Genomic DNA, 23329 nt, shown 5'->3' on the forward strand with positions numbered 1-23329 from the left:
TTCAACCGCCTATTCTTGTTGTTTTATAGCGGTAGTTTTTTATTAATTCCTCAAGAGCCCCTTCTTCCTCGGCCTCAAATCTGATCTTTACGGTGTTTACTTTAAATATTTTTGTAAAGGCTATTTCCTCTTCACTCAAAATGGATCCTGTCCATGCTGCCCCCTGATAAGTATATGGAAAGGAACTAGTGGTTTGCCTGCCGCCCAGCTCTTCAAAATACATTCCAAGATGATTCCTATTAATCCCCCGGAATTCCAAGTCACGAAATGGCATATTATCCACCTGCCACTGGAGGGAAAAGGGCAAACTGGTCGCTCTCCTTAACTTCTGTCAGAAGTCCCGCTTCATGGATAATATTTCTTCCATTCACATACACATGGACAAAAGGAAGAAGTTCTTTTTCAGCTGTAAATATTTCTTGCTGAAGGTCTGGAAACATTTCAACCATTTTATCCAGTACATCAATTACCCGGCTGCCTTCCGGAACTACCTCAACTGTTACCCCGCCGCAAATTTGGCGGAGATTTGCAAACACTTTTACCTGCACAGTCCATCTTCCCCTTTCTCCTTATTTCCATCATAAATCGATAGAGAAAGGTTGTCACTTCCTAATTTAGAATAGTCAGTAATTAAAAAAATGATTGCACTTACTTTCTGTTTCTAGTGTTTTAGAAAAACTTTACATTATCCAGACCCTTTTGGGGGATGCCGTAGTTTTGCATATCACCTCAAAACGGTATATCGAAAAAACTTTTCTTTTTCTTCATCCGAGGCCGGGCCTTTCGACTGACTAGGTTTTCCTAAAGCAGGTGCTTTTTCTTCGTGCGATATATAGCATGCATTGAGAATGAATGGATATACATTCAGATTAGCCTAAAAAGCCGTCTCTCTTTTAAAAGGAGACGGCTTTCAACTGTATAAATAATATTAATCAAACGTTTGATTGAATTCTCCAATTCCCTGTCCACCAAGGAGTTTTCAACATTTTCACGTTATTAATCAAACGTTTGTTTAAATTCCCAAAGGGCATTATTTGAGAGAAGCTGGCCTGATATTTTTACCATAGAAGATTTCATCCATTTCCATCAAAAGCTTTTCGGTGATTTCTTCTTCCTCTTCCGGTTTTAGTTTGTCCCGGGTATACCCGAACAGGTAGTTATTAAGGTCAAACTCTTTTAGCTTACATTTGGTATGGAAGATGTTATCCTGATAAACATTCACATCAATCATATCAAACATATCCTTGATATCTTCAGGAATATAATTCTGGATGGAGTTAATGTCATGGTCAATAAACAGCTTTTTCCCGCGTTTGTCTCTAGTAAAGCCTCGAACCTTATAATCGATAGACATAATATCCGTATCAAAGGAACGAATGAGATAGTTTAACGCTTTTAGCGGGGAGATTTCTCCACAGGTTGAAACATCTATATCAGCCCGAAATGTACTAATACCCTCGTTCGGATGATACTCTGGATAAGTATGAACGGTAATATGACTCTTATCGAGCTGCATAACAACAGAGTCTGGAAGAGGTCCGGGGGATTCGTCATATACTTCATGTGGTACTTCCACTACAGGTCCTTCCGAAACTAAAATCGTAACACTGGCTCCCTGAGGTACATAATCCTGTTTAGCGACATTCAAAACATGCGCGCCAATGATTTCAGTAACATGTTTTAATATCTTTGTAAGCCTGTCTGCATTGTATTGTTCATCAATATATTCTAAATATGCTTCACGTTCTTCTTTCGTTCTGGTGTAGCAAATATCATACATATTAAAGCTTAATGTTTTTGTAAGATTATTAAATCCATGCAATTCAATCCGCTGTTCTGGAGTTAGTGTCATTTGGATTTCCCCTTTGAAAATTTCTCGTATAATGCATATTATTTTTATAATACCCAAAGTCTTAAAAGGAAAAACAAACTATCTTTACATGATTTTTTCTGCAAGAAGCTGATAAGATCTCACTTTATCCTTAAAACTGTAAACATTGGTTAAAATAAGAAACTCATCCGTTTGATATGTTTCACTCAATTTAAAGAGTCCTTCCTTAACCATTTCTGGAGTCCCAATGAGCATTCGCTTCCGGTTTTCCTGGATTCTTTTTCGCTCATTTTCTGTCAGCACTGCCCCTTTAGCCTCTACCGTTGTTGGTATTCGAGTGTCCTTCCCTTGTTCGACTGAAAGAAGCCACAAATCCTGGCTAAGTGCCAGCTCCTCTGCCTTTTCCAATGTCGGTGCACATACAATAAAAATACACACATTCGCTAAAGGATTTTTTAATAAAGGAGAGGGAAGAAAATGTTCATAGTAATAGGTCAATGAATCTTTCCCGTTATCCGGATGGATAAAGTGACCAAATGTAAAAGCAGTTCCATTCTCAGCTGCAACTCTAGCCCCCCTGTGTGTCACACCTAAAACCCACATTTCTGGCTTCGTCTCTGTCATTGGGTAAGCAGTTACTCCATGATAAGGATGGCCTTCGGGTACGCTTTCCCCAAAAAAATCCTGTAAATCCCTGACCTGCCTGGGGAACTCATTCATACTTTTCCTTAGGCCGTCTGTCAACGCAAGGCGCGTTTCTGGTGAACCTCCAGGGGAACGGCCCAATCCTAAATCTATTCGGTTTGGAAATAAAGCTTCAAGCACACTGAAATCCTCTGCCACTTTAAAAGGGCTGTACTGTGGCAGTAAAATCCCGCCCGATCCCACACGTATTCTTTTGGTTCTCGAGGCTATAGCTGAAATTAAAACTTCTGGAGAGGTTCCTGCCATACCATTGGAATTATGGTGCTCGGCAGTCCAAAACCGCGTATACCCCAGCTCCTCTGTGACTTCCGCAAGCTTTAAAGTATTCTGCAATGCTTCGCTGGCATTGCCCCCTTTTCGGATAACTGATTGGTCAAGCACACTCAATTTCAAACGAAAACCCTTCTTTCTCTTACGAACGTTCCTTCAATAAAATGTTCTTATCTTTGTCGAGAGTCACTACTGTATCAGCCATTCCAAGAAACAGTCCATTTTCAGCAACTCCAGGAATCATATTAAGAAGCTGTTCGGCTATTTTTAAATCCATTTCCTCCGGAAGGATACAGTCAGCAATATAATTTCCATTGTCCGTTATATACTGAGTCCCATTCTTTTGTCTTAATTTTGGAGATAAACCCTGGGAGCTAATATGCTTAATCGTCATTTCAAATCCAAATGGAATAATTTCCACTGGTAAAGGAAACTTTCCCAGCCTATTTACTGTTTTTGAGGGGTCAGCAACCACAATAAACTTTTTAGCGGCATGGGCAATTATTTTTTCCCGTAATAATGCTCCCCCTCCACCCTTTATTAGATTCATTTCAGGGTCAACCTCATCAGCACCATCAATGGCAATATCTATAGAATCAATGTCCCGAAAATTTATTAGAGGAATCCCAAGTTCCACAGCTAGTGTTTCAGTTTGTTTGGAGGTTGGAATGCCTTGAATGGAAAGTCCCTCTTTCACTAACTGCCCTAGCTTTTTCAATGTAAAAAAGACTGTCGATCCTGTCCCAAGACCAATGACCATTCCCTCTTTTACAAACTCAGCTGCTTTTTCCCCAACTAATTGTTTTTCATCCATAGTTGTCCCGCCTTTTTTAATCTATCTGTTAAATGTTCCCTGGATAGAGAGATTTAAGTCAAATAAAGACAGGCCCTCCAGGCCTGTCTTTGCTATTTTTCAATTTTTAAATTGAAGCTGTAGATTTCTTCATTGGAAGAGAGTTTGTAACCAAACTTCGGATTATAATCCAAGATAAGCTTGTTAGAAAGGTGCTTCTGGCTTTCTAGTGAAATTAAAACCGGAATACTTTCAACTATAAACAAGTCATCGTCCGGACGTTTCATATCCATTTTCAGATGATGATCCGCATATATCGAACAGCTTCCTACAAATATGGCCTCAATTCTAAAACCTTCTTCATCTTTGAACTTCAGCTTTTTTAACTCATCAAGAGCGTTTGATTTAATCACAATTTCCATGTTTATTACCTTCCCTGGAAAAAGACTTTATTCCACAACTTCAAGTTTAACCTCAATATTTCCCCTTGTCGCTTTTGAGTATGGACAGAATTCATGTGCTTTGTGCACAAGATCCTCAAGCTGGCTTTTTTCAATTCCTGTACCCTTTACCTGAAGTGTAACCCCAAGTTTAAACCCATCATCTTTTTCATCTTTTATTAGGCTTACATTAGCAGTAACCTCGGAATCCAATTTAACTCTTTCTTTTCGTGCCATTAGCTGCAGGGCGCCGTCAAAACAAGCAGCATAGCCAGAGGCAAAAAGAAGCTCGGGATTGGCTGCATTAGGAAGCTTCTCAGCCCGTGTAGTACCCGGCATGGCCAGATCCATGTTAATTACTCCGTCAGGGGATTCCACTCTTCCTTCCCTTCCTCCAACGGCAGTAGCAGATGATGTGAATAATGTTTCAGACATAAAAATTCCCCTTTCAATTCAGCGATTTTATTTGTAAAACGACCCTTATACCATTCCCGTTTTTTTAAGGTATGAACCATTGCAATTTGTTTTAGTAATAGACACTTTAAAGATTGGTATGTTGCTTTTTAAATACAAAAGTGAAAAGAAAATCTTTTATTAAAAATATTTTTCCGCAGTACACCAGCATAGTAAACGGTTACACATAACTTTTGATTAAAATGCCTGTTGTCAAAATTGTGTATCAATTCTATAATGTCTACTATATAAATACATTTGTTCATATGAGATGAACATTCAGGAGGCAATTATGAATCCAATTTCAGTGGGGCTTTTAGGTTTAGGAACTGTGGGAACTGGTGTAGTGAAAATTATTGAAAGCCATCAGGACAAGTTAATGCACCAAGTAGGCTGTCCGGTCAAAATTAAGAAGATTCTTGTCCAGGATCCAACCAAGGCAAGAACATTGGATATTGATAAGGCCATGCTTACCACAAATCCTGATGATATCATACTTGATCCAGAGATAGACGTAGTTATTGAAGTTATGGGAGGAATTGGAGATACAAAAGGAATATTAATCGAAGCCATGAAACGGAAGAAACATGTTGTCACTGCTAATAAGGATTTAATGGCATTGCATGGCTCCGAGCTTTTAACCGTTGCTTCAGAAAACCAATGTGATTTATTTTATGAAGCAAGCGTCGCAGGCGGTATCCCTATTCTAAGAAGTTTGGTTGATGGCCTCTCTTCCGACCGCATTATTAAAATGATGGGAATTGTAAATGGTACAACCAATTATATTTTGACCAAGATGAGCAAGGAAGGCAGAGCCTATGAGGATGTCCTAAAAGATGCCCAGGACTTGGGCTTTGCTGAAGCAGATCCTACATCAGACGTTGAAGGGCTGGATGCAGCCAGAAAAATGGCTATTCTTGCAACCTTAGGATTCTCCATGAACGTCGATCTTGATGATGTGAAGGTGAGTGGAATATCAGCTGTGACAGATGATGACTTGCGGTACGGGAAACAACTGGGATATACGATGAAATTAATCGGCTTTGCCCACCGTGAAGGTGAAAAGATTGAGGTTAGCGTTGCTCCTACCTTACTGTCTGACAGCCACCCTCTTGCATCTGTCCAGAATGAGTATAACGCAGTCTATGTGTATGGCGAGGCTGTAGGAGAAACCATGTTTTACGGCCCAGGTGCAGGCAGCCTTCCTACCGCAACAGCGGTTGTTTCAGATTTAGTGGGCGTAATTAAAAACCTTCGTCTTGGTGTGAATGGCCGCAGCGCGGTTTCTCCACAATACCCGAAACTTCTAAAGGATGACCGTGAAAAGTTTTCAAAGTACTTTCTTCGCCTGCATGTACAGGATGAAGTGGGAGTTTTTGCAGAAATCACCTCCATCTTTGCCAGCTTTGGGGTCAGCTTTGAAAAGATTCTGCAGCTTCCAGTTAAGAAAAATGAAACAGCTGAAATTGTCCTGGTCACTCACAGAGCCTCTGTTACCTCCTATAAACAAATTTTAACGGAGCTTGAAAACCTCCAGGCAGTTAAAAAAATTAAAAGCTCATACCGAGTGGAGGGAAATTCATTATGAGATGGCAGGGTTTAATAGAATCGTATAAAGAGTATTTACCAGTCGGTCCAAACACTCCCTCGCTTACATTAAATGAGGGTAATACCCCGCTTGTAAGGCTGGACAATTTATCAAATCAATGGGAAATTGATCTTTATGTCAAATATGAGGGAGCAAACCCAACAGGATCATTTAAGGACAGAGGAATGGTACTTGCTGTAGCCAAAGCGCTGGAATCAGGAAGCAAGATGATTATCTGTGCCTCTACGGGTAATACCTCCGCATCTGCAGCGGCTTATGCAGCCCGTTCAGGATTGCGCTGTATCATTGTTATCCCCGAAGGAAAAATTGCAGCAGGCAAGCTCGCTCAGGCTATGATGTATGGTGCGGAGATTATTTCAATAAAGGGAAATTTTGACCAGGCTCTGAGAATGGTCAGGCAAGTCAGTGCATCCGAACCTATTACCCTTGTGAACTCAGTAAATCCTTATCGAATAGAAGGGCAAAAAACAGCTGCATTTGAAATTTGTGACCAGTTGGGTGCGGCCCCTGATATCCTGGCTATTCCAGTTGGGAACGCCGGAAATATAAGTGCTTACTGGAAAGGCTTCAAGGAATATGAAAATCTCAAAGGAACTGGGCTGCCAAGAATGTTTGGCTTTGAGGCAGAGGGTGCGGCTGCTCTAGTCCATAATAGAGTTTTTGAAGATCCAGAAACAATTGCCACCGCCATAAGGATTGGAAATCCTGCCAGCTGGGATTTAGCCGTTTCAGCTGTAGCAGAATCTGATGGATATTTTGATGAAGTAAGTGATAAGGAAATTCTTTCTGCTTATAAACTGCTGGCCAGGAAGGAAGGTATTTTTGCTGAGCCTGCCTCCTGTGCTTCCCTCGCTGGTTTATACAAGAATATTCAGAGCGGAAAAGTAAAAAAAGGAAGCAGAATTGTGGCTGTTCTTACCGGGAATGGTTTAAAGGATCCCGATACAGCAATTAACCATAGTTTAATTCAGCCTGTACAGCTTTCAAATGATGAGGAATCAGTTATAGGGTACATCAGGGGAGTTGTTCAGGCATGACCCTTCATGACAAATGCATGATAAAGGTTCCCGCCAGCACAGCAAATCTGGGCCCAGGCTTTGATTCAATCGGCCTGGCTCTTGATTTATTTTTAATTCTGGAGGCAGAAAAAAGTGACCAATGGAATTTTACAACTTCATGTCCTGAGCTAAAACAATTTCCGGGAGATCATCGTCACTTTATTTGTCAGGTGGCCCATAATGTCGCCTCCAAGTACGGAGTCTCACTGACACCATGTAAAGTAGTGATGGAAAGTCAAATCCCCCTGGCACGCGGCCTTGGATCCAGTGCGGCTGCTATTGTTGCCGGAATCGAATTAGCAGACTTTGCAGGCGGACTTCAGCTGACAAAGGATGAGAAGCTGCAGATAGCAACAGCTATGGAAGGCCATCCCGATAATGTCGGAGCATCTATCTATGGCGGGCTTGTAGTAGGAAACTATCAAAACGGAGAAACAGATATTGTATCCTTCCAGTTAAATAGTTTTGAAGTAGTGGCACTTATTCCTGAGGACATTCTATTGACCAAGGATTCTCGACAAGTGCTGCCTTCATCCCTGCCATATCCAGAAGCAGTAAAAGCCTCTTCTGCTGCAAATGTGCTGGTTGCAGCATTATTGGGCGAACACTGGAGCTTAGCAGGCAAAATGATGGAACAGGATCTTTTTCACCAGCCCTATCGCAAGCCGCTTATCCCGTTTTATTGTGATGCTTGCAGCGCAGCAAAGTCAGGCGGTGCATTTGGTGTAGCATTAAGCGGAGCTGGCCCCACTATTTTATGTTTTGCTGAAAAAGGGATCGGCTATAGGCTTTCAGAACAATTAAAAAGAGAACTTCCAAAAATGAAGGTGAAGCTGCTAAATATCGAACAAAATGGAAGCTTGGTTTCCAAAATGGAAAAATGCAGCTAAGAAATATACTCGCTCTTCCGGCTTACTGGAAGGGCCATTTTTTGATTTGTTAACTCCGTTCCTTTCATTTTAAGCCCATTTGAGCTCTAGAAGAAAAGAGCCTCTTACTCCCCCTACCACGTACTTTTTAGAAGAAAGTCTCCTCATTTTAGTGGGTTTCTTCTAGAAACCGGTCCTTTCTAGAAGAAAGTCTGCTTATTTTAGTAGGATTCTTCCAGTAACCGTTTCTTTCTGGAAGAAACGCAGCTTACTTTAGAGGGATTCTTCTAGTAACCAGATTGATTGGAATAATTTCAAATTGGGCAGCCATTGTAAAGGGATTTCCTTTGCCTTGGTCAGAATCTAATATACAATGTAACCAAACAAGGTAATGGATTTTTTACGAGAGGAATTTGCCGCATGACAAAATATATCCCGCCTAAAGGGGAAATTGAAGCATTCAACGATGACAATCACTACATGGAGAAATTGAAGGAATGGGGCTTGAGAGGCAAAAGTTCTTTTTTGTTCAAGGACAAGCATCAGCAAAGCTCTGTGACCATAAAGGGTTACGAGATTTTTGGCAAAAATGGCGATTACAACACTATAGTAGTCGAATTCCCGGATGGAAACTTAACTTGCATTCATCCAGCTTATTTAAAAGAAATGCAGTCCTCTAGCTTTGGTAAAGAATCGGTCATTCAGCATATGGAAGCCCCTGCTGATGTTATAGAGGAAAAGGCAGAAGAACCGGGAACACCTGAAGAAGCAGACAGCCTGGACATTAAAAAAACGGTTGAGGAAAAAACTCCAGCCACTGTTGAAGAACCAACAGAGGAAAAAGCGGCAGACACGCCCGCTCCTAAAAAAGCTTCCGGAACTAAGGAGAAAACCCCGAAGATCACCCTTCCGGAAGATAAAGTTCATTTTACCGGAAAAGTGAAACAGCTGGCGTTAAGCTGGAATCATTTTAATGAGGAAAATGATGAGGTTGTTATATTGGAAGATGTCCGGATTGAACAGGAAGAACCGGTTGAGATCGGCCTTGCATGGGGTTCGCATAGCAAAACGCTTAAGAAATTAGAACTCGAGCCCGGCATGGAATTGGAGTTCGATGGCAAAATCGTTAAAAAGAGTCTGCCAAAAGGCAAGGATGTAGAAGATGAATCACTGTTGCTGGACGTCTCCGTTGGTTATAAAATCAATAATCCGTCGAAAATCTTAAAAAAGTAACATTACTTAAAGAAAACCTCAGGCGATGAGGAAAAAGGTGAGAAACTTAATGAACAGGTATAGGGTAATCTTAAAAGACGGTGGCAGCATTAGTTTTTAGAAGTTATTTCGGCAGAAGACGAAAGGTATGTATTGGGCATCCTTTTAGGAAGAAGTGAGTTGTTTGGTCAGTCTTTTACGGAATCAGGATTATTGAAGTGTGAATAGGTTTATATTATAAGACGGACACCCTAACTGACATGCGGGAACGGCTATTCTTATTCACTCCAGAGTAACCCCGTTTCTATATTTGTTTATTTCCTTCAGGTGAATTCCACTATGTTTTACAACTTGTTTCAATTCTGGATCAATCATGATGAGGATCTCGATGCCTTTCCATTCCTCGTTCTGTTCCGTTGTTGAAAGGGTTGGCCGGAGGGTGTTATACAAATCGATATATGAATTCAGGGTTCCGTCTTTTTCTCCTTTTACAGCAATGTAGTGATGCCTGTTATCATAGATTTTCTGTCCATCCTGTAAACTGTAATTCTGGTTCACCTCACCAAGGAGGTTACCGTTAATAGGGCTGCCAGAAGGTAAGTCCAGTTCCGGCCGGTCCTTCTTCCACATGAGTATTCTCAAGTGGTCAGCCGTCTTTGATAAAGTGAAATTTGGCACGCACATCGAAAGAATACCCAGGAACATTTTTGCATGTTCCCGCTTACAGATTTCTTCCTTTAAATTTGCTTTAATAACCTGAAAACCACTATTTCCGTGCCTTCTGTAAAGCTTCCTCAATAATTCTTCCTTAACTGCCGTATCCAATGCTAATTCTGCCTTTTTTACAATTAGTTTTATATTAAAATGAAAACCCGTACCCACGATAAATTCTTTTCTCCCATTTTTGCCATAAGTATTTGTGGCAGCCTTGAGAATGTTTACCGCGACATTATTGAAATACCTTCCATCAATATGGATAGAAGCCTTTTCATTGCATACTCCGCAGACGGCAGGATTCAAAATCGGGGAGCCAAGACCCTCGGGGATGACATGTTCAACATTCTTGGTGGCTTCTTCAGCAGGATTTTTGCAGTAAGGGCAAGTCACGATTTTGGCCAATGTCATCACCTTTCTAGGCGTTTTTATCTTTTAGAAAGCTTTCTTTGCTCTTTAAACTTATGCGGCAAGGCAGCTAAAGTTGTGTATTTTAGGTAAGAAGGCAATTTTGTTTGTCCGGTTATCCAGTTGAAGTTGAATTAATTCTGAGTTTGGGTTCCTGTAGTTAAGGGCTGGCGTTCTTTTGATACTTTCTTTGCTGTACATATTTTTCGAAGTTTTAAAAGATTAATCGCAGGTGCCAAGCTGGGAATTAAGGTTGAAACACTATGCAATATATAAACTTTTGATTTTTGATGAAAAAGGCTACCTTCCGATTGATAGGGAGGATGCCAAATTATTCTTTCAGTTGATTGAATTACGGTACGAAAAAAGAGCACGATTTTAACGACTAATATTAGCTTCAAGGAATGGGATGGTGTATTTCAAGATACAATGTTGGCAAATGCCATTTTAGATCGTGTACTACACCCTGCAACAGTGGTAAACATCATCGGTGATTCTTAGAGGATAAAGAATCACTTTGAAAAAGAAAATGATTAAAAAAATGTACATTCTTAAACAGTCAAAAATGTACATGATAGCATTGACATTTATAAATTATATAAAAAACCTAATCATAGCCACCAATTGATGGGTGCTATGACTAGGCTTAAGTTTTATATAAAATTTCTCTCTTTTAGGTAGTTGATTATACTCTCAGCCGCCCCTTGAACTCCTTGATGGGATGTATCTATTGTCAATTCTGGACGTACAGGCGGTTCATACGGAGAGTCAATCCCTGTAAAATTCCTGATCTCCCCGTTTCTTGCTTTTTTATACAATCCTTTAGGATCCCGGAGTTCACAGACACCAAGTGGACAGTTAAGGTAGACCTCTATAAATTCTTCCTCTTCAAACAATTTTCGGACTAAGGCGCGATCCTCCCTAAATGGTGAAATAAACGCGGTCAAAACAATCGTTCCACTGTCCACAAAAAGCTTGGAAACTTCACCGATCCGCCGGATATTCTCAATTCGGTCCTCATTTGTAAAACCCAGATCCCTGTTTAACCCGTGGCGGATATTATCACCATCCAGGGTATAGCTTCTCCGGCCAATGGAATAAAGCTGACGGTCCACCTCGTTTGCAAGTGTAGATTTACCTGACCCTGATAGACCGGTGAACCAAAGGACAAAGCTGCTATGTCCATTGAGGAGCTGCCGGTCTTTTTTCTCCAAGGATGCAGGGTGCCAGACAATATTTTTATCCATCTGAAGCCACCGTACCTGTTTGGATTAGGATTTGCTGCTGGAGTCCTTCAATTAACACTTGAGCCACTTCAGGCCTGCTAAACTCTTTTGGCGGTGCCTCCCCTTTTTGTAGCATGGCCCTTACTTTCGTACCCGACAGCGAGACATGGTCCTTTTCTTCATGCGGACAAGTCTTATAAGAGGCCATGTTTTCACACTTTGTACAGTAGAAACTATTTTCAAAGAATAAGGTAGTTATCCCTATATCTTCTTTTGTAAAATGGCTAAAGATTTTTTGAGAGTCATAGGTACCATAATAGTTTCCAACTCCTGCATGGTCCCTTCCAACTATAAAATGAGTACATCCGTAGTTTTTTCTGACAAGTGCATGAAAAATTGCTTCCCGAGGGCCTGCATAACGCATGGCTGCTGGAAAAACCGAAAGAAGAACCCTTGCCGGCGGATAGTATTTCTCCAGCAGGACTTTATAGCTTTTCATCCGTACATCTCCTGGAATATCATCGGCTTTTGTTTCGCCAACCAGAGGATTCAGAAACAGTCCGTCAACCATCTCAAGGGCACACTTTTGAAGATACTCATGGGCACGATGTACAGGATTTCTGGTTTGGAAACCAACAATTGTTTTCCAGCCCTGCTCGATAAACCAGGCTCTTGTCTCGATCGGGTCAAGTGTATGATCTTCAAATTGTTGAGCTGGCCTTCGAACAAGAATGATAGGACCGCCAAGATATACATTTTCCCTTTCAAATAATTTTTTTACTCCTGGGTGCTGAAGCTCGGGGGTCTGGTAAACCTTTTCCGCTTCCTTCTTTTTATCTGGAAAAAACAAATCTGTGACCGTCATTACACCATAGACAATTCCATCCTTTTCAAGATTGACGGTATCTCCGCAGCGAATTTTTTTTGCAGTATCCTCAGAAACAGGAAGCGTAATCGGGATACTCCAAACAGTTCCGTCATGAAGGCGCATGTTTTTAACTACGGACCGGTAATCATTTTCACCCATAAAACCCGTTAACGGACTGTACGACCCAATGGCGATCAGTTCCAGGTCGCTTAAAGCAGTATTATCCAATTCTACTCTTACATTATTCCTGTTAACCGGCTGGCTGCATTCGATCCGGTTAATTAATACTCCTCCATGGGGCTGAATCATGTTATCTTCCTCCTAATACTCTCAATGCTTTAAATACCTGCAATTGTGCAAAATATACCTTTTTAAAACCGAACTACAGCACCAGCAATCGCCGAACTCCTGTTAGGTTTGGTGTAAACCACATTCTGTTTTTGCCGTTTGTGCCCACCTTCCGGCTCGGTGGTCCGAATTGTCCTCAACGGGAAGCGTACAGGGTTTGCAGCCGATGCTTGGGTAATTTTGATCGTGAAGTGAATTATAATCGAGATTATTTAAGTTGATGTAAGTCCATATTTCATCCCATTTCCAATGGATTAAAGGGCAGATTTTTATATTTTTAAACTTTTCGTCTTTATTAAGGTATTGAACATCCTTCCGAGTTAACGATTGCTCTCTGCGAAGACCAGAAATCCACGCATGAACTTTCGAAAGCTCTCGAGTCAGCGGCTCAACCTTTCGCAGCTGGCAGCAGAGGTTAGGGTTATGCTTCCATAATTCCTTTCCGTATTCCTTTTCCTGCTGTTCGAGCGTTATAAAAGGCTTTATCATTTCAATTTCAAATTCCGGATACCTCTTTTTTACCGCCTCAATTACTTGGTATGTTTCATCAAAATGAAGCCCTGTATCTAAAAAAGGAATTCTTGCCTTTTTATTTATTTTTGAAATTAAATCAAGGAGTACAATCCCTTCAGCTCCGAAGCTGCAGGCATAGACGATATTCTCCCCGTATTCTCTATAAGACCATTTAAGAACTTCCATGGTATCGGAAAATCCTTCAACCAAAAGCTTAACCGTCTCTTCATCCCATTTTTCATAGGTTAGAGCTCTATCCATTCTTTTCCCCTCGCTTTAAAGTGTTGAGTTTCCTAACACCCTCTTTTTTCAATATGAAAATAGGTTAAAACCTAAGTCAGGTTATTCAACTGGTAAAAGAAGTGTTCACAGGGTAAAAGCCTATTTAGAAAGATTTTCAGAAAACTTGGCATTCGCCCATTCCTTGTAGTGGATGCCAAGTTTTTCTTATCACGCTGAAAACGGCACATCTTCGAAAAGGCTATGCTTTTTCTTCGTCCGAGGCAAAGCTGACGAGACTTTTCTTGTCCTGTGCCTTTTCGCCTTACTCGGAATCCCTCGGAAAAGCTGGTGCTTTTTCTTCGTGCGATGATATTGCTGCCTAAGCCTTCTTTGTCCTGTCCGTCGTGCGTTCAGAATTTATGGATGTAAATTCTAATAAGCTAAAAAGTTACTGGGATTTGGTACCGGAACTTAACTAGGCGAATACATTAGAAACTAACCGTATCTAATCAAGTAATTTATAGGAGAAAAGAAATGAAGATTACTATTTTTCAAGGGCATAAGCATGATTTGCCGTATGCAGATGTGAATGTTGTGATCGACGTCATCAGAGCGTTTACTGTATCCCATTATGCTTTCCTTAGGGGAGTAAAGGAAATACAGTTGGTCCGCTCCGTTCCAGAGGCTATTCAATTAAAAAAGGAACATCCTGATTATCTTCTTGCTGGAGAGGTAAAGGGGCTTCCAATTCCAGAATTTGACCTGGATAACTCACCGAAGAGGATGGCCTGTGAATATGCAGACGGGAAGACGATTGTTCAAAAAACTACTAACGGTGTGGAAGCCACATTAAACGCCTTGCAGGCGGGTGCCATTTTTGTAACCGGGTTTTCGAATGCAAAAAACACAGCTGAATATATTCGAAAAAGCCTTAATAGGGATTCGGTGGTAAACATTATCGCCTCCCATCCAAGCGGAGACGATGATTTGGCTTGTGCTGAGTATATTAAATCTCTTCTTTTAGAAGATGGAACTGTAACCTTTGCTGATGCAGTCAATAGAATAGAAAACTGTGATGCAGCCCAAAAGTTTTATGATGAATCCCAACCTGAATTTGATAGTGGGGACATTTCTTTTTGTAAAAAAGAAATGGACAGCAGATTTGTTATGGCTGTGGATTGTTTAAATGGACTTCCTAGAATAGTGAGGGTGGATATAAATGAACCATTCAGGATTAAAGCTGCCAGCCAGACAGGAAAAGCCTAGAGAACGCGGAATAACGATTTTGATAGATAACGGAATTCCACTTCAATTCTTCAGGGATACAATCAATAGTGCAGGCTGCTATATAGACTTTGTTAAATTCGGCTGGGGCACCTCCATTGTTTCTCCCCGCCTGGGTGAAAAGATTTCCTGCCTGAGAGAGAACGATGTTGATTACTTTTTTGGCGGCACCCTTTTTGAAAAATTCCTTAGCCAGAATAAAGTAGAAGAATTCCATACCTATTGCAAAAAGTACGATTGCCGGCATATTGAGATTTCCAACGGAACGCTCAGTTTTAGCAATAAAGAAAAAGCCCGGCACATTGCTAATTTTTCAAAGGAATTTCACGTTTTCAGCGAAGTAGGCAGCAAGGATAGTACTCTTTCCCGCGAATTTAGTTCATCTGAATGGCTCGAATATATTCAGGAGGATTTAGAAGCAGGTGCCAAAAAGGTCATCACTGAGGCAAGGGAAAGCGGTACGAGCGGGATTTGCAGTGAAACTGGAGAGATGCGGAACGACATAGTTCAAGAAATTATTTCTTCTAGCATTCCTTTAAACGATATTATTTTCGAGGCGCCCTCAAAGCAAATGCAGACCTTTTTTATCATGCTTGCTGGTTCAGAAGTGAATTTGGCCAATATTCCTTTCAGCGATGCAGTAGGGCTGGAAACCTTGAGGCTTGGTTTGCGTTCCGATACCTTTCATTTATTTGAGGAGGAAAGATTATGAGAGATACAAATAAAGTCTTCCATCTGGCGATTCCATGCAAGGAGCTGGATGAAACCGTAGAGTTTTATGAAAAACTGGGCTGTAAACTGGCCAGGAGATACCATGACAGAGTAACATTTGATTTTTTTGGTGACCAGGTTGTCTGCCATCTAAATCCAGACCAAATTGATCACTCTCCTAAAATGTATCCTCGTCATTACGGCATTACTTTTATGAATAAAGAAGAATATAATCAAACCCTGGAGCATGCCCTTACCCAGAAGCTAAGCTTCTTTCAGGAGCCAATGGTCCGGTTCCCTGGAAGAAGAGAGGAACATTTAACCTTTTTCCTGATTGATCCCGCTAATAATTTACTGGAGTTTAAATATTACCATGATGAAGAAATGATTTATTAAATAGACTCTTGTTAAACTTGACTGTTGATTTTCACTCACGGCGCTCGCTTTCCGCACCCATAAACATTGCCAACAAAAGGCTTTAAAAATATAAAAGAAGGAGCCCCAGTGGCTCCTTCTTTTCTCACTATTAAGACCCCGTCGATCTATAATGTTTTACTCCAAAAAGCCAGACGGCTAAACATGGAAGAATAAAAAGGACTCCCGCAGCAGGCATCATCATATAAAGCAAATCGCTGTCGCCATTGCTTTTACCAAGGATATACAGAAGCGGGAGATAGTTCACACAGCCGAACGGAATGACATATGTAAAAAACCGGATAATCCATTTTTGATATATATTTAATGGATATTGAGCCATTTCTTTGCCGCCATCGGTAAATACATTGGCTACCTCCAGTCCTTGGACGGTCCAAAAGCACATGGTAGCTGCCAGTATGAATATGCCTGTAAAAATAAAAACACCGCCTGTAACCATAAAGAAAAGAGTGATCAACTTAAAAATGTCCCAATCTACCGCTATATTCCTTACAGCCCAGATCAATACAATCACGCTTTGCATAAGCCGTCCGACTCTTGTAAATTCAATGTTGGAACCAAGTATCTGTAAGACTGTACTTCTTGGCCGGACGAGAATCCGGTCAAACTCGCCTTTAATAACTAAATTCGAAAATGAATCAAATCCCCTTGCTAGGCATTCACTAATTGAAAAGGCCATATGAATCACTGCAAAGCAAAGGGCCACCTCAAAGAAATCCCATCCTTTAATTTGGCCAAAGCGCTCAAACAGAAAATACATTCCAGCAAACATAACAAAGGGAGTAAAAAACTGGCCAATACATAAGAGCCAAAAGGAAGCCCTATACTGCATCTGGGAATTCAAAAGCATCTTGAAATATTTAAAATAAAGATTCATTTCTTATCCCCCCTGAACCACTACTCTTCTTAGAACTTTTTCCAAGGCAAACATTCCTGTACCAACAAGAAGAACCAGCCAAATTATTTGAGCCAAGACACCCATTGCAGCCTCTGTCGGAGGAATGTGACCAGAATAAACTCTGAATGGAAAGTCTGCTGTTAAATGAAAAGGCATCCAGCTGGTCACTTTTTGAAGCCACTCTGGCATGAGCGGAATGGGAATGATTATTCCGGAAAAAAATTCACCCACCACTGCAAAAATAAGAGTTGATCCTGCCGGAGACATCGTTACAAAGACCGATATATATATGAACATAGAAATAGCCACTAAGACAAGAAGCCCGAGCAACAATGCAGCAAGGAACAAAACAAACGAGGTTCCGCTTGGCGGCAAAGTTATACGGTGTGGCTCGGGAATACAAAATGCTATAAGTAAAATGGGAAAGCATCTTAAAAGTGCACTCGATAATCGCTGGGCCAGGAGCCTTGCAAACCAATAGCCATAAATACCGGCAGGCCTGCAAAGCTCATAAGCAATATTGCCGCTTGTTATCAGATTAAACAGTTCGTTATCGCGAAACCACAACATTATAAAGGCAAGAAAGGCCTGCTGCAGCCAAAGATAGGTAATTAATTCTTTTAAAGAAATAGGAGGAGTATGTGCTGAGTGCTGATAAAACGCTTCAAACACCATAATCTGAATAATTCCAAAGAAAAATTGTGTTGCGATTCCTGCCCAGGCGGCAGTCCGATATTGCAAGCCTATTTGCAGACGAAGTCTCAAGATGGAGTAATAGGTCTTCATATTTGGTACTCCTTATAAAGCTGTAAAACTACTTCCTCGATTGGCTTCCCCTCAATCGAAACATCAATCAGTTCAAGCTGACTCGATAATTGTGTAATTACTTCTGAGATGGCAGCCTTGTCGGTGTCCACATTTAAAATGGTTCGTTCCGGTGTCCAGGATACAATAGATGCACCAGGTATCTGAATAGGGTTATAGTTTTGCTGATAATCCGCAACAATCGTTTTCTGAGTCCCAAATTTACCGCGCAGTTCATTCAGGTTTCCATCAAACAGCAGGCTTCCCTTGCCAATTAAGATAACACGGTTAGCTAATGCTTCTATATCGTTCATATCATGGGTAGTCAGTATAACTGTAATTCCCTTTTCTTTATTAATGGTTTTAATAAATTGACGAACAGCCAATTTAGAAACGGCATCGAGTCCAATGGTTGGTTCGTCCAAAAATAAGATTTGGGGATTATGAATAAGCGAGGCTGCTATTTCACATCGCATTCGCTGTCCTAAGCTTAGCTGTCTCACAGGTGTGTAGAGTATATCCTGAAGATGAAGTGTTTCAACTAGGAGGTCGACATTTGGTTTGTAATCTTGGGGTGAAACCTTGTATATATCACGAAGAAGTTCGAAGGAATCGATTACAGGAACATCCCACCACAGCTGAGACCGCTGTCCAAATACGACCCCAATGTTTTTTACATAGGCGACGCGTTCCTTCCAGGGTGTGTATCCCATAATCGAACAGCTTCCCTGGTCCGGAACCAATATTCCGCTCATGATTTTAATTGTGGTTGATTTGCCAGCACCGTTTGGCCCTATGTAACCGACTATTTCCCCCGGCTCAATAGAAAAAGAAATATCCTTTAGCGCCTGCACTTTTGTATATTCGCGATGAAATAAAGACTGCATAGATTGGCGCAAGCCTTCTTTTCGCTTTGCTACTTTAAATGATTTTCCTAACCCTTTTACTGTAATCAAACAGTTTCCCCCTCCCATTTACAGAGTCACAGGAGAAAATATTACCATTTCAGCAGATTTACTGTCAATCCATTATCAGAATTCTCTATATTTATAGTTATACTATTGCAAATTGAATTAGACAGCCCTGCCTGTTTTAATTTAATTCAAAACTCTTCATGGTCGGGCTTTTTATCCGATACTAATTATAAGAAGAATTTTTAAAAAGTTTACTTAGCATCCAGAATACGACATAAAAGGGAGGCTCGATATATTAGGGGGTAAAAGTCAACAATCATCATGAACAACTACGATTAAGAAGGGGAAAATTTAATAACATGAGAACAATAAAGTTTAAATTAATTAGCATTTCACTTTTACTATTAGCAGTTCCAAGCTTAATAATAGGCATCGTCGGCTATTTAAACGCAAAAGATGGACTTAATGAATTAGGAAAAACCACTTTAAAAAATGGCGTTGAAATGGCTATTCAGCAAATTGATAATATGAACAAGGAAGTAGAGAACGGCAACCTAACTCTTGAGGAAGCACAGGATAGAGTTAAGGAAACCTTAGTTGGTCCAAAGCAGGCTGATGGAACTCGCAAAATAAAGAGTCCGGTTAATCTGGGTGCAAATGGGTATTTCCTTGCTTATGATGAGAAAGGCAACGAAGTGGTTCACCCGACACTTGAGGGCAAAAATGTTTGGAATACCAAAGATCAAAATGGTCATTTATTTGTGCAGCAGCAAATAAAGACAGCTAAATCGGGCGGCGGTTTTGTGACCTATATTTGGAGCCTTCCACAGAATGATAAGAAATTTGGTGAAAAAATTACATATAGCGAAATGGATCCTCATTGGGGCTGGGCAGTAACTGCAGGAACCTATAAAATGGATTTTAATAAACCTGCAAATGATTTATTAATGGTGCTATTAATTACGTTGGGGGCTGCCCTAATACTAGGAAGTATATTAACTTTACTTTTCTCCCGGCATCTTGCCTCGCCTATTTCCAAACTTACAAAACAAGTATCTGAGGTTTCAGATGGCAATTTAGCCATTTCATTAACTGAAAATAAACGTAAGGACGAAATTGGCACTCTAAATAAGAGTTTTAACTCTATGGTTACCCATCTTAAAGAACTGATTAGCCGTGTAGAGACTTCAATTTCAGAGATAAGCTCCACTTCTTTAAATCTGTCTGCCATTGCTGAGGAAACGACTGCCTCAGGGGATGAAATTTCAAGGGCAATAGATGAAATAACTAGAGGAACTGTCCAGCAAGCTTCTGATTCAGATGATACAAATCATATTACCATTGAGTTTGCGAAACAAATTGAAAGTCTATACGAAAAAAATCAACAAATGCTGAATTCCTCAAATGAAGTTAAAGAATCAAATGAACAAGGCCTAAGGAATGTTGAAGTACTAAAAGAAAAGTCTCACCAAACTGATAGTTTAATTATCGGTGTACGACAAGTTACAGAAAGTCTAGTAAACAAAGTAAAAGAAATTGAATCTATTGTTGGAACGATTAATGATATATCCAATCAAACAAATTTGTTAGCTCTAAATGCCAGTATTGAAGCGGCACGTGCAGGAGAACACGGAAAAGGTTTTGCTGTTGTGGCAGAAGAAGTTCGAAAACTGGCTGAACAAACATCAGAAGCGACTAAACAAGTTAAAGTGACACTTAGCGGAATCGAAGCAGAAACAAGTATTGTAAATTCTGAGATTGAAAAAACCTCTTCTACCGTGAAAGAGCAAAATACTGCCGTAAACAATACTGAAGCTTCTTTTAACTTAATTGCCGAATCCATACAAAATATTCTTTCTTCCATATCTACCGTTAGCCTGGATATGCAAGGTTTACTTAATGCAAAAGAAAGTCTGACAGCTTCAATCGAAAGTATTGCTGCCGTAAGTCAGCAAACTGCTGCTTCCACAGAAGAAGTAACTTCTTCTATCGAAGAACAACAAAGAGCTATTCAAGTTGTTTCAGATTCAGCAACAAAGTTAAACGACGAAATTAATGATTTAAATAATGCTATTAAAAAGTTTACTGTTTAATAAAAAAGAAGACCGACGGGTCTTCTTTTTTATTACATTTATAAACTTGTCTTTTGATTTTCACTCTAGGCATTTCTTTCGACATACATTATGGTTTCATAGGTTTAAAATTATGCTTCCTTTTTATAAAAGAGTTGGAGTTCCGGTTTTAATTCGGAAATTACTTCGATGAAAGGCTGAACTAATTGCGGGTCAAATTGTGTACCAGAGCAGCGAATGATTTCATCAATAGCTTCTCCAGGAGAGATTGCTTTTTGATACGGGCGATTAGTAGTCATCGCATCGAAACAATCTGCTATTGTTAAAATTCGTGCCGCAAGCGGGATAGACTCACTGCTAAGCTGGTCTGGATATCCTTTTCCATCATATCGTTCGTGGTGATGCCTAATCATCGGCAAGCAATCCTTAAGCTCTTTAATCGATTGAACCATCTGCTCTCCCCAGATGACATGCATTTTAATGGTTTCCCACTCACTATTCGTAAGCTTAGAGGTTTTATTTAAGACTTCCGTTGGTACTTCAACCTTACCTATATCATGAATAAGGGCACCATAGCGGATATTCTTAACTTCTGTTTTAGAAAGGCCAATTTTCCTAGCCAGCCGTTCAGAATATTCCATAATTCTTTCTGTATGTCCATAGGTATAACGATCTTTTGAATTTATAATCATTAAAAATGTCTTTAATGTTTGAATTACTTCTTCTTCCTCGTCAGAATCAAATTGATAATTGCCTTTTAATTCATCAATAACTGAGGTATACAGCTGGACTCTGTTTCGGCTGCTGTATTTTGTTTTATATAATGCCTGGTCAGCAAGCATAATTAATTGTTCTCTGGAGTGGCCCATATCAGGGAATGTTGAAATGCCAATCGAAACAGTAATCTTCTTCTGAGGCATATGTTCTCTTCCTTTAAAAGGATGTTCAGATACTACTCTTCGAATATCCTCTGCAATTTGAATGGCGGAATTGGTATCTTCACCTGGGAGAATAATAGCAAACTCCTCTCCTCCATATCGGCATACAATACCACTTGAAGGAATTGTATCAGTTAGTATTCCTGCCAGCTCCCTCAGTAATTTATCACCTTCCGGGTGGCCAAAAGTGTCATTAAATACTTTAAAATGGTCAAGATCTATTAAAAGGAGAGCACCTTTCTCCTCGTTTTTTATAGTTATGTCGAGATTTTCCTGGAAGTAACGGTGATTGAACAACTTTGTAAGCTCATCCTTCTCACTTAAAGAACGAAAATGATCAAACATTTGATAATAACTTCTATAGGAAACTCCTAAAGTCCACATGATTAAACAAAATAAAATTATTCCTAAAATGCCTTCTTCACGCACTACTACCGCCATAATAAGGCCTAAAGCCATCATAGTAAAATAAATAAGAACCGCTTTTCTTTCTAAGAAAATTTTCAAAAAGTTTACAATAGATTTTCTTGAACGCAGGCAAAGATAAATAGATAAAAATAAAACATTTGATATAAAAAAGCTAATCGCATAAGAGATAAAAGCGGGAAGATTAGTAATCAAGGAATCCATTTTCGGGTTAAATAACAGGTTAAAGAAGAAAAAGCCTATATAACCTGAAAGGCTGTACTGAATCCCATTAAAAGCGTGTGAAACCCACTTTTTTGGATTTATCATAATTAGAAAAGCAACCATACAAATATTAATTAAAAAAATAGAAAAAACACCATATAAAACACCGGCGGTAAACAGCAATGGGGTAACTAATGATAAGTTATCGCTAGATGGAAGAACAATGGGGCGCTCATCAAATAGGGTTGCAGCACCCGCAAAGGTAATAACGAGAATCCAGGTGCTTTCATTAATTGGCTGATATAAAAGAAAAGAGAGAAACAAAAATATGGATAAGCATAACACTTGATAGCTATTTAGCAATAAGTTACGCTCCATACCCCACCACTTCCTTAGACTTTTTATTACTTTTTGCCATTGCTTTATATAAAAAGAGAATTACACCAATGGATAAAACAATATCCCCAAGACTTATAATAATCGGCCGAGGATATGGATACTGGAGGAAGAAAATATCACCTAAAAAATTCAAATGGGTATGGGCTGATATCGGTATATGTTTTCCGTATTCACCTGCCATAAATGCAGGGAAGTCTTCAGGCGATAATGCTTTTGCCGCTTGAACATCAACAGGCATTCTCCCCTTGTTGGCCAGCATCACCAGTACATTCATAAAAATACCGATTACCATATACTTAAAACCTTTATCCTTATAGTTCACCAGGCAGAAAATTAAAAGTCCGATGGTACTAGCACAAACTGCCATCAATAAATGTTCAGGGAAAATATAAATGGCACCAAACTGAATAATAAAAGAGACTGCAATCAGCCAGGGATGAATAAGTTTAACAGTAACAAGCTGCTGCAAACTTCCACCCATAATTAATGAAGCGATAATTCCTATAATAATGCTATCAACAAACATATCATTCACCCCAAATGCTCTTAAATAACAGGCAAAGGAGCCGGAGTTAGCCTCCTCCGGCCCTAAACTAAACTCTTTTCCATGGCCCAGAAATACTTCATCTGATCTTTAAATCAGTCTAACTTCCAAGCGAAGGATGGTCCCATTAAAAATCGACTTAAAAGATTAAGCAATTTCAT

The 23329-nt window shown here is 40.0% G+C and carries 24 protein-coding genes and 1 pseudogene; 9 read left to right on the top strand and 16 right to left on the bottom strand.

Annotated features, from left to right (window positions below):
* Position 1 precedes the first annotated feature (1 nt).
* The 7 genes from AC3WR0_RS04460 to AC3WR0_RS04490 form a co-directional block, all read right to left on the bottom strand.
* Positions 2-274 (bottom strand): MoaD-like domain-containing protein, encoded by a 273-nt coding sequence (locus AC3WR0_RS04460; protein ID WP_492551158.1) that lies wholly within the window; start codon positions 272-274, stop codon positions 2-4.
* Between the two features lies 1 nt (position 275).
* Positions 276-548 (bottom strand): ubiquitin-like small modifier protein 1, encoded by a 273-nt coding sequence (locus AC3WR0_RS04465; protein WP_492551159.1) that lies wholly within the window; start codon positions 546-548, stop codon positions 276-278.
* 482 nt (positions 549-1030) lie between these two features.
* Positions 1031-1852 (bottom strand): adenosylmethionine decarboxylase, encoded by an 822-nt coding sequence (gene speD, locus AC3WR0_RS04470; RefSeq protein ID WP_492551160.1) that lies wholly within the window; start codon positions 1850-1852, stop codon positions 1031-1033.
* 84 nt (positions 1853-1936) lie between these two features.
* Entirely contained in the window at positions 1937-2929 is a 993-nt protein-coding gene (locus AC3WR0_RS04475) for an LLM class flavin-dependent oxidoreductase (protein WP_492551161.1), read from the bottom strand.
* Between the two features lie 19 nt (positions 2930-2948).
* Positions 2949-3620, bottom strand: coding sequence for a ribose 5-phosphate isomerase A (gene rpiA / locus AC3WR0_RS04480; RefSeq protein ID WP_492551162.1), 672 nt, complete (start codon positions 3618-3620; stop codon positions 2949-2951).
* Positions 3621-3712: 92 nt separating this feature from the next.
* On the bottom strand, positions 3713-4021 hold the full coding sequence (locus AC3WR0_RS04485) for an iron-sulfur cluster biosynthesis family protein (RefSeq protein WP_492551163.1): 309 nt from the start codon (positions 4019-4021) through the stop codon (positions 3713-3715).
* 27 nt (positions 4022-4048) lie between these two features.
* On the bottom strand, positions 4049-4474 hold the full coding sequence (locus AC3WR0_RS04490) for an organic hydroperoxide resistance protein (RefSeq protein WP_492551164.1): 426 nt from the start codon (positions 4472-4474) through the stop codon (positions 4049-4051).
* Between the two features lie 310 nt (positions 4475-4784).
* Here AC3WR0_RS04490 and AC3WR0_RS04495 point away from each other — a divergent pair, with 310 nt between their 5' ends.
* From AC3WR0_RS04495 to AC3WR0_RS04510, 4 genes are all read left to right on the top strand, one after another.
* Positions 4785-6080: a homoserine dehydrogenase gene (locus AC3WR0_RS04495; protein WP_492551165.1), complete on the top strand. Its 1296-nt coding sequence runs from the start codon at positions 4785-4787 to the stop codon at positions 6078-6080.
* Positions 6077-7138, top strand: a complete 1062-nt coding sequence (gene thrC, locus AC3WR0_RS04500; protein WP_492551166.1) for a threonine synthase — start codon at positions 6077-6079, stop codon at positions 7136-7138. Before AC3WR0_RS04495 ends, thrC begins: the two co-directional genes overlap by 4 nt.
* Complete coding sequence (gene thrB, locus AC3WR0_RS04505) at positions 7135-8049, top strand: homoserine kinase (RefSeq protein WP_492551167.1); 915 nt, start codon at positions 7135-7137, stop codon at positions 8047-8049. The genes thrC and thrB overlap by 4 nt, the downstream gene beginning before the upstream one ends.
* Before the next feature lie 399 nt (positions 8050-8448).
* Positions 8449-9261 (top strand): hypothetical protein, encoded by an 813-nt coding sequence (locus AC3WR0_RS04510; RefSeq protein ID WP_492551168.1) that lies wholly within the window; start codon positions 8449-8451, stop codon positions 9259-9261.
* A gap of 261 nt (positions 9262-9522) precedes the next feature.
* Here AC3WR0_RS04510 and AC3WR0_RS04515 read toward each other — a convergent pair whose 3' ends face one another.
* Complete coding sequence (locus AC3WR0_RS04515) at positions 9523-10359, bottom strand: hypothetical protein (protein ID WP_492551169.1); 837 nt, start codon at positions 10357-10359, stop codon at positions 9523-9525.
* Positions 10360-10606: 247 nt separating this feature from the next.
* Between AC3WR0_RS04515 and AC3WR0_RS04520 the strand changes: the two are divergent.
* A pseudogene (locus tag AC3WR0_RS04520) lies at positions 10607-10863 on the top strand (ATP-binding protein); the annotation flags it as partial.
* Positions 10864-11015: 152 nt separating this feature from the next.
* Here the strand turns inward: AC3WR0_RS04520 and cysC are convergent.
* From cysC to AC3WR0_RS04535, 3 genes are all read right to left on the bottom strand, one after another.
* Entirely contained in the window at positions 11016-11609 is a 594-nt protein-coding gene (gene cysC, locus AC3WR0_RS04525; RefSeq protein WP_492551170.1) for an adenylyl-sulfate kinase, read from the bottom strand.
* Positions 11602-12765, bottom strand: coding sequence for a sulfate adenylyltransferase (sat, locus tag AC3WR0_RS04530; RefSeq protein WP_492551171.1), 1164 nt, complete (start codon positions 12763-12765; stop codon positions 11602-11604). Before sat ends, cysC begins: the two co-directional genes overlap by 8 nt.
* A gap of 102 nt (positions 12766-12867) precedes the next feature.
* Complete coding sequence (locus AC3WR0_RS04535; RefSeq protein ID WP_492551172.1) at positions 12868-13578, bottom strand: phosphoadenylyl-sulfate reductase; 711 nt, start codon at positions 13576-13578, stop codon at positions 12868-12870.
* 495 nt (positions 13579-14073) lie between these two features.
* On the opposite strand from AC3WR0_RS04535, the gene AC3WR0_RS04540 reads away from it, so the two are divergent.
* The 3 genes from AC3WR0_RS04540 to AC3WR0_RS04550 are packed head-to-tail and all read left to right on the top strand — an operon-like array spanning position 14074 to position 15930.
* Entirely contained in the window at positions 14074-14805 is a 732-nt protein-coding gene (locus AC3WR0_RS04540; RefSeq protein WP_492551173.1) for a 2-phosphosulfolactate phosphatase, read from the top strand.
* Positions 14759-15535, top strand: coding sequence for a phosphosulfolactate synthase (locus AC3WR0_RS04545; protein WP_492551174.1), 777 nt, complete (start codon positions 14759-14761; stop codon positions 15533-15535). Before AC3WR0_RS04540 ends, AC3WR0_RS04545 begins: the two co-directional genes overlap by 47 nt.
* A complete protein-coding gene (locus AC3WR0_RS04550) occupies positions 15532-15930 on the top strand; it encodes a VOC family protein (protein ID WP_492551175.1) in 399 nt (132 codons plus the stop codon). Before AC3WR0_RS04545 ends, AC3WR0_RS04550 begins: the two co-directional genes overlap by 4 nt.
* A 130-nt stretch (positions 15931-16060) precedes the next feature.
* Here the strand turns inward: AC3WR0_RS04550 and AC3WR0_RS04555 are convergent, their stop codons facing one another.
* From AC3WR0_RS04555 to AC3WR0_RS04565, 3 genes are read right to left on the bottom strand one after another with little or no spacing between them, the layout of a single operon-like run.
* A complete protein-coding gene (locus AC3WR0_RS04555) occupies positions 16061-16846 on the bottom strand; it encodes an ABC transporter permease (RefSeq protein ID WP_492551176.1) in 786 nt (261 codons plus the stop codon).
* Positions 16847-16849: 3 nt separating this feature from the next.
* Entirely contained in the window at positions 16850-17653 is an 804-nt protein-coding gene (locus AC3WR0_RS04560; protein WP_492551177.1) for an ABC transporter permease, read from the bottom strand.
* Positions 17650-18627, bottom strand: coding sequence for an ABC transporter ATP-binding protein (locus tag AC3WR0_RS04565; RefSeq protein WP_492551178.1), 978 nt, complete (start codon positions 18625-18627; stop codon positions 17650-17652). Before AC3WR0_RS04565 ends, AC3WR0_RS04560 begins: the two co-directional genes overlap by 4 nt.
* 317 nt (positions 18628-18944) lie before the next feature.
* Between AC3WR0_RS04565 and AC3WR0_RS04570 the strand changes: the two genes are divergently transcribed.
* Entirely contained in the window at positions 18945-20678 is a 1734-nt protein-coding gene (locus AC3WR0_RS04570; RefSeq protein ID WP_492551179.1) for a methyl-accepting chemotaxis protein, read from the top strand.
* 110 nt (positions 20679-20788) lie between these two features.
* Here the strand turns inward: AC3WR0_RS04570 and AC3WR0_RS04575 are convergent, their stop codons facing one another.
* Together AC3WR0_RS04575 and AC3WR0_RS04580 are read right to left on the bottom strand one after the other, a co-directional pair.
* A complete protein-coding gene (locus tag AC3WR0_RS04575) occupies positions 20789-22603 on the bottom strand; it encodes a bifunctional diguanylate cyclase/phosphohydrolase (protein ID WP_492551180.1) in 1815 nt (604 codons plus the stop codon).
* Entirely contained in the window at positions 22593-23150 is a 558-nt protein-coding gene (locus AC3WR0_RS04580; protein WP_492551181.1) for a DUF5317 domain-containing protein, read from the bottom strand. Before AC3WR0_RS04580 ends, AC3WR0_RS04575 begins: the two co-directional genes overlap by 11 nt.
* Positions 23151-23329: the final 179 nt, after the last annotated feature.

The organism is Neobacillus sp. FW104-15D2 (assembly GCF_058790155.1).

What these genes read in the sequence shown, in the direction of transcription:
- AC3WR0_RS04540 (WP_492551173.1), top strand. Translation starts at nt 14,074, where the DNA reads ATGAAGATTACTATTTTTCAAGGGCATAAGCATGATTTGCCGTATGCA.
- AC3WR0_RS04545 (WP_492551174.1), top strand. Translation starts at nt 14,759, where the DNA reads ATGAACCATTCAGGATTAAAGCTGCCAGCCAGACAGGAAAAGCCTAGA.
- AC3WR0_RS04490 (WP_492551164.1), bottom strand. Translation starts at nt 4,474, where the DNA reads ATGTCTGAAACATTATTCACATCATCTGCTACTGCCGTTGGAGGAAGG.
- thrB (WP_492551167.1), top strand. Translation starts at nt 7,135, where the DNA reads ATGACCCTTCATGACAAATGCATGATAAAGGTTCCCGCCAGCACAGCA.
- AC3WR0_RS04460 (WP_492551158.1), bottom strand. Translation starts at nt 274, where the DNA reads ATGCCATTTCGTGACTTGGAATTCCGGGGGATTAATAGGAATCATCTT.
- rpiA (WP_492551162.1), bottom strand. Translation starts at nt 3,620, where the DNA reads ATGGATGAAAAACAATTAGTTGGGGAAAAAGCAGCTGAGTTTGTAAAA.
- AC3WR0_RS04510 (WP_492551168.1), top strand. Translation starts at nt 8,449, where the DNA reads ATGACAAAATATATCCCGCCTAAAGGGGAAATTGAAGCATTCAACGAT.
- AC3WR0_RS04550 (WP_492551175.1), top strand. Translation starts at nt 15,532, where the DNA reads ATGAGAGATACAAATAAAGTCTTCCATCTGGCGATTCCATGCAAGGAG.
- AC3WR0_RS04495 (WP_492551165.1), top strand. Translation starts at nt 4,785, where the DNA reads ATGAATCCAATTTCAGTGGGGCTTTTAGGTTTAGGAACTGTGGGAACT.
- cysC (WP_492551170.1), bottom strand. Translation starts at nt 11,609, where the DNA reads ATGGATAAAAATATTGTCTGGCACCCTGCATCCTTGGAGAAAAAAGAC.
- AC3WR0_RS04560 (WP_492551177.1), bottom strand. Translation starts at nt 17,653, where the DNA reads ATGAAGACCTATTACTCCATCTTGAGACTTCGTCTGCAAATAGGCTTG.
- AC3WR0_RS04570 (WP_492551179.1), top strand. Translation starts at nt 18,945, where the DNA reads ATGAGAACAATAAAGTTTAAATTAATTAGCATTTCACTTTTACTATTA.
- AC3WR0_RS04575 (WP_492551180.1), bottom strand. Translation starts at nt 22,603, where the DNA reads ATGGAGCGTAACTTATTGCTAAATAGCTATCAAGTGTTATGCTTATCC.
- AC3WR0_RS04580 (WP_492551181.1), bottom strand. Translation starts at nt 23,150, where the DNA reads ATGTTTGTTGATAGCATTATTATAGGAATTATCGCTTCATTAATTATG.
- sat (WP_492551171.1), bottom strand. Translation starts at nt 12,765, where the DNA reads ATGATTCAGCCCCATGGAGGAGTATTAATTAACCGGATCGAATGCAGC.
- AC3WR0_RS04535 (WP_492551172.1), bottom strand. Translation starts at nt 13,578, where the DNA reads ATGGATAGAGCTCTAACCTATGAAAAATGGGATGAAGAGACGGTTAAG.
- AC3WR0_RS04555 (WP_492551176.1), bottom strand. Translation starts at nt 16,846, where the DNA reads ATGAATCTTTATTTTAAATATTTCAAGATGCTTTTGAATTCCCAGATG.
- AC3WR0_RS04485 (WP_492551163.1), bottom strand. Translation starts at nt 4,021, where the DNA reads ATGGAAATTGTGATTAAATCAAACGCTCTTGATGAGTTAAAAAAGCTG.
- thrC (WP_492551166.1), top strand. Translation starts at nt 6,077, where the DNA reads ATGAGATGGCAGGGTTTAATAGAATCGTATAAAGAGTATTTACCAGTC.
- speD (WP_492551160.1), bottom strand. Translation starts at nt 1,852, where the DNA reads ATGACACTAACTCCAGAACAGCGGATTGAATTGCATGGATTTAATAAT.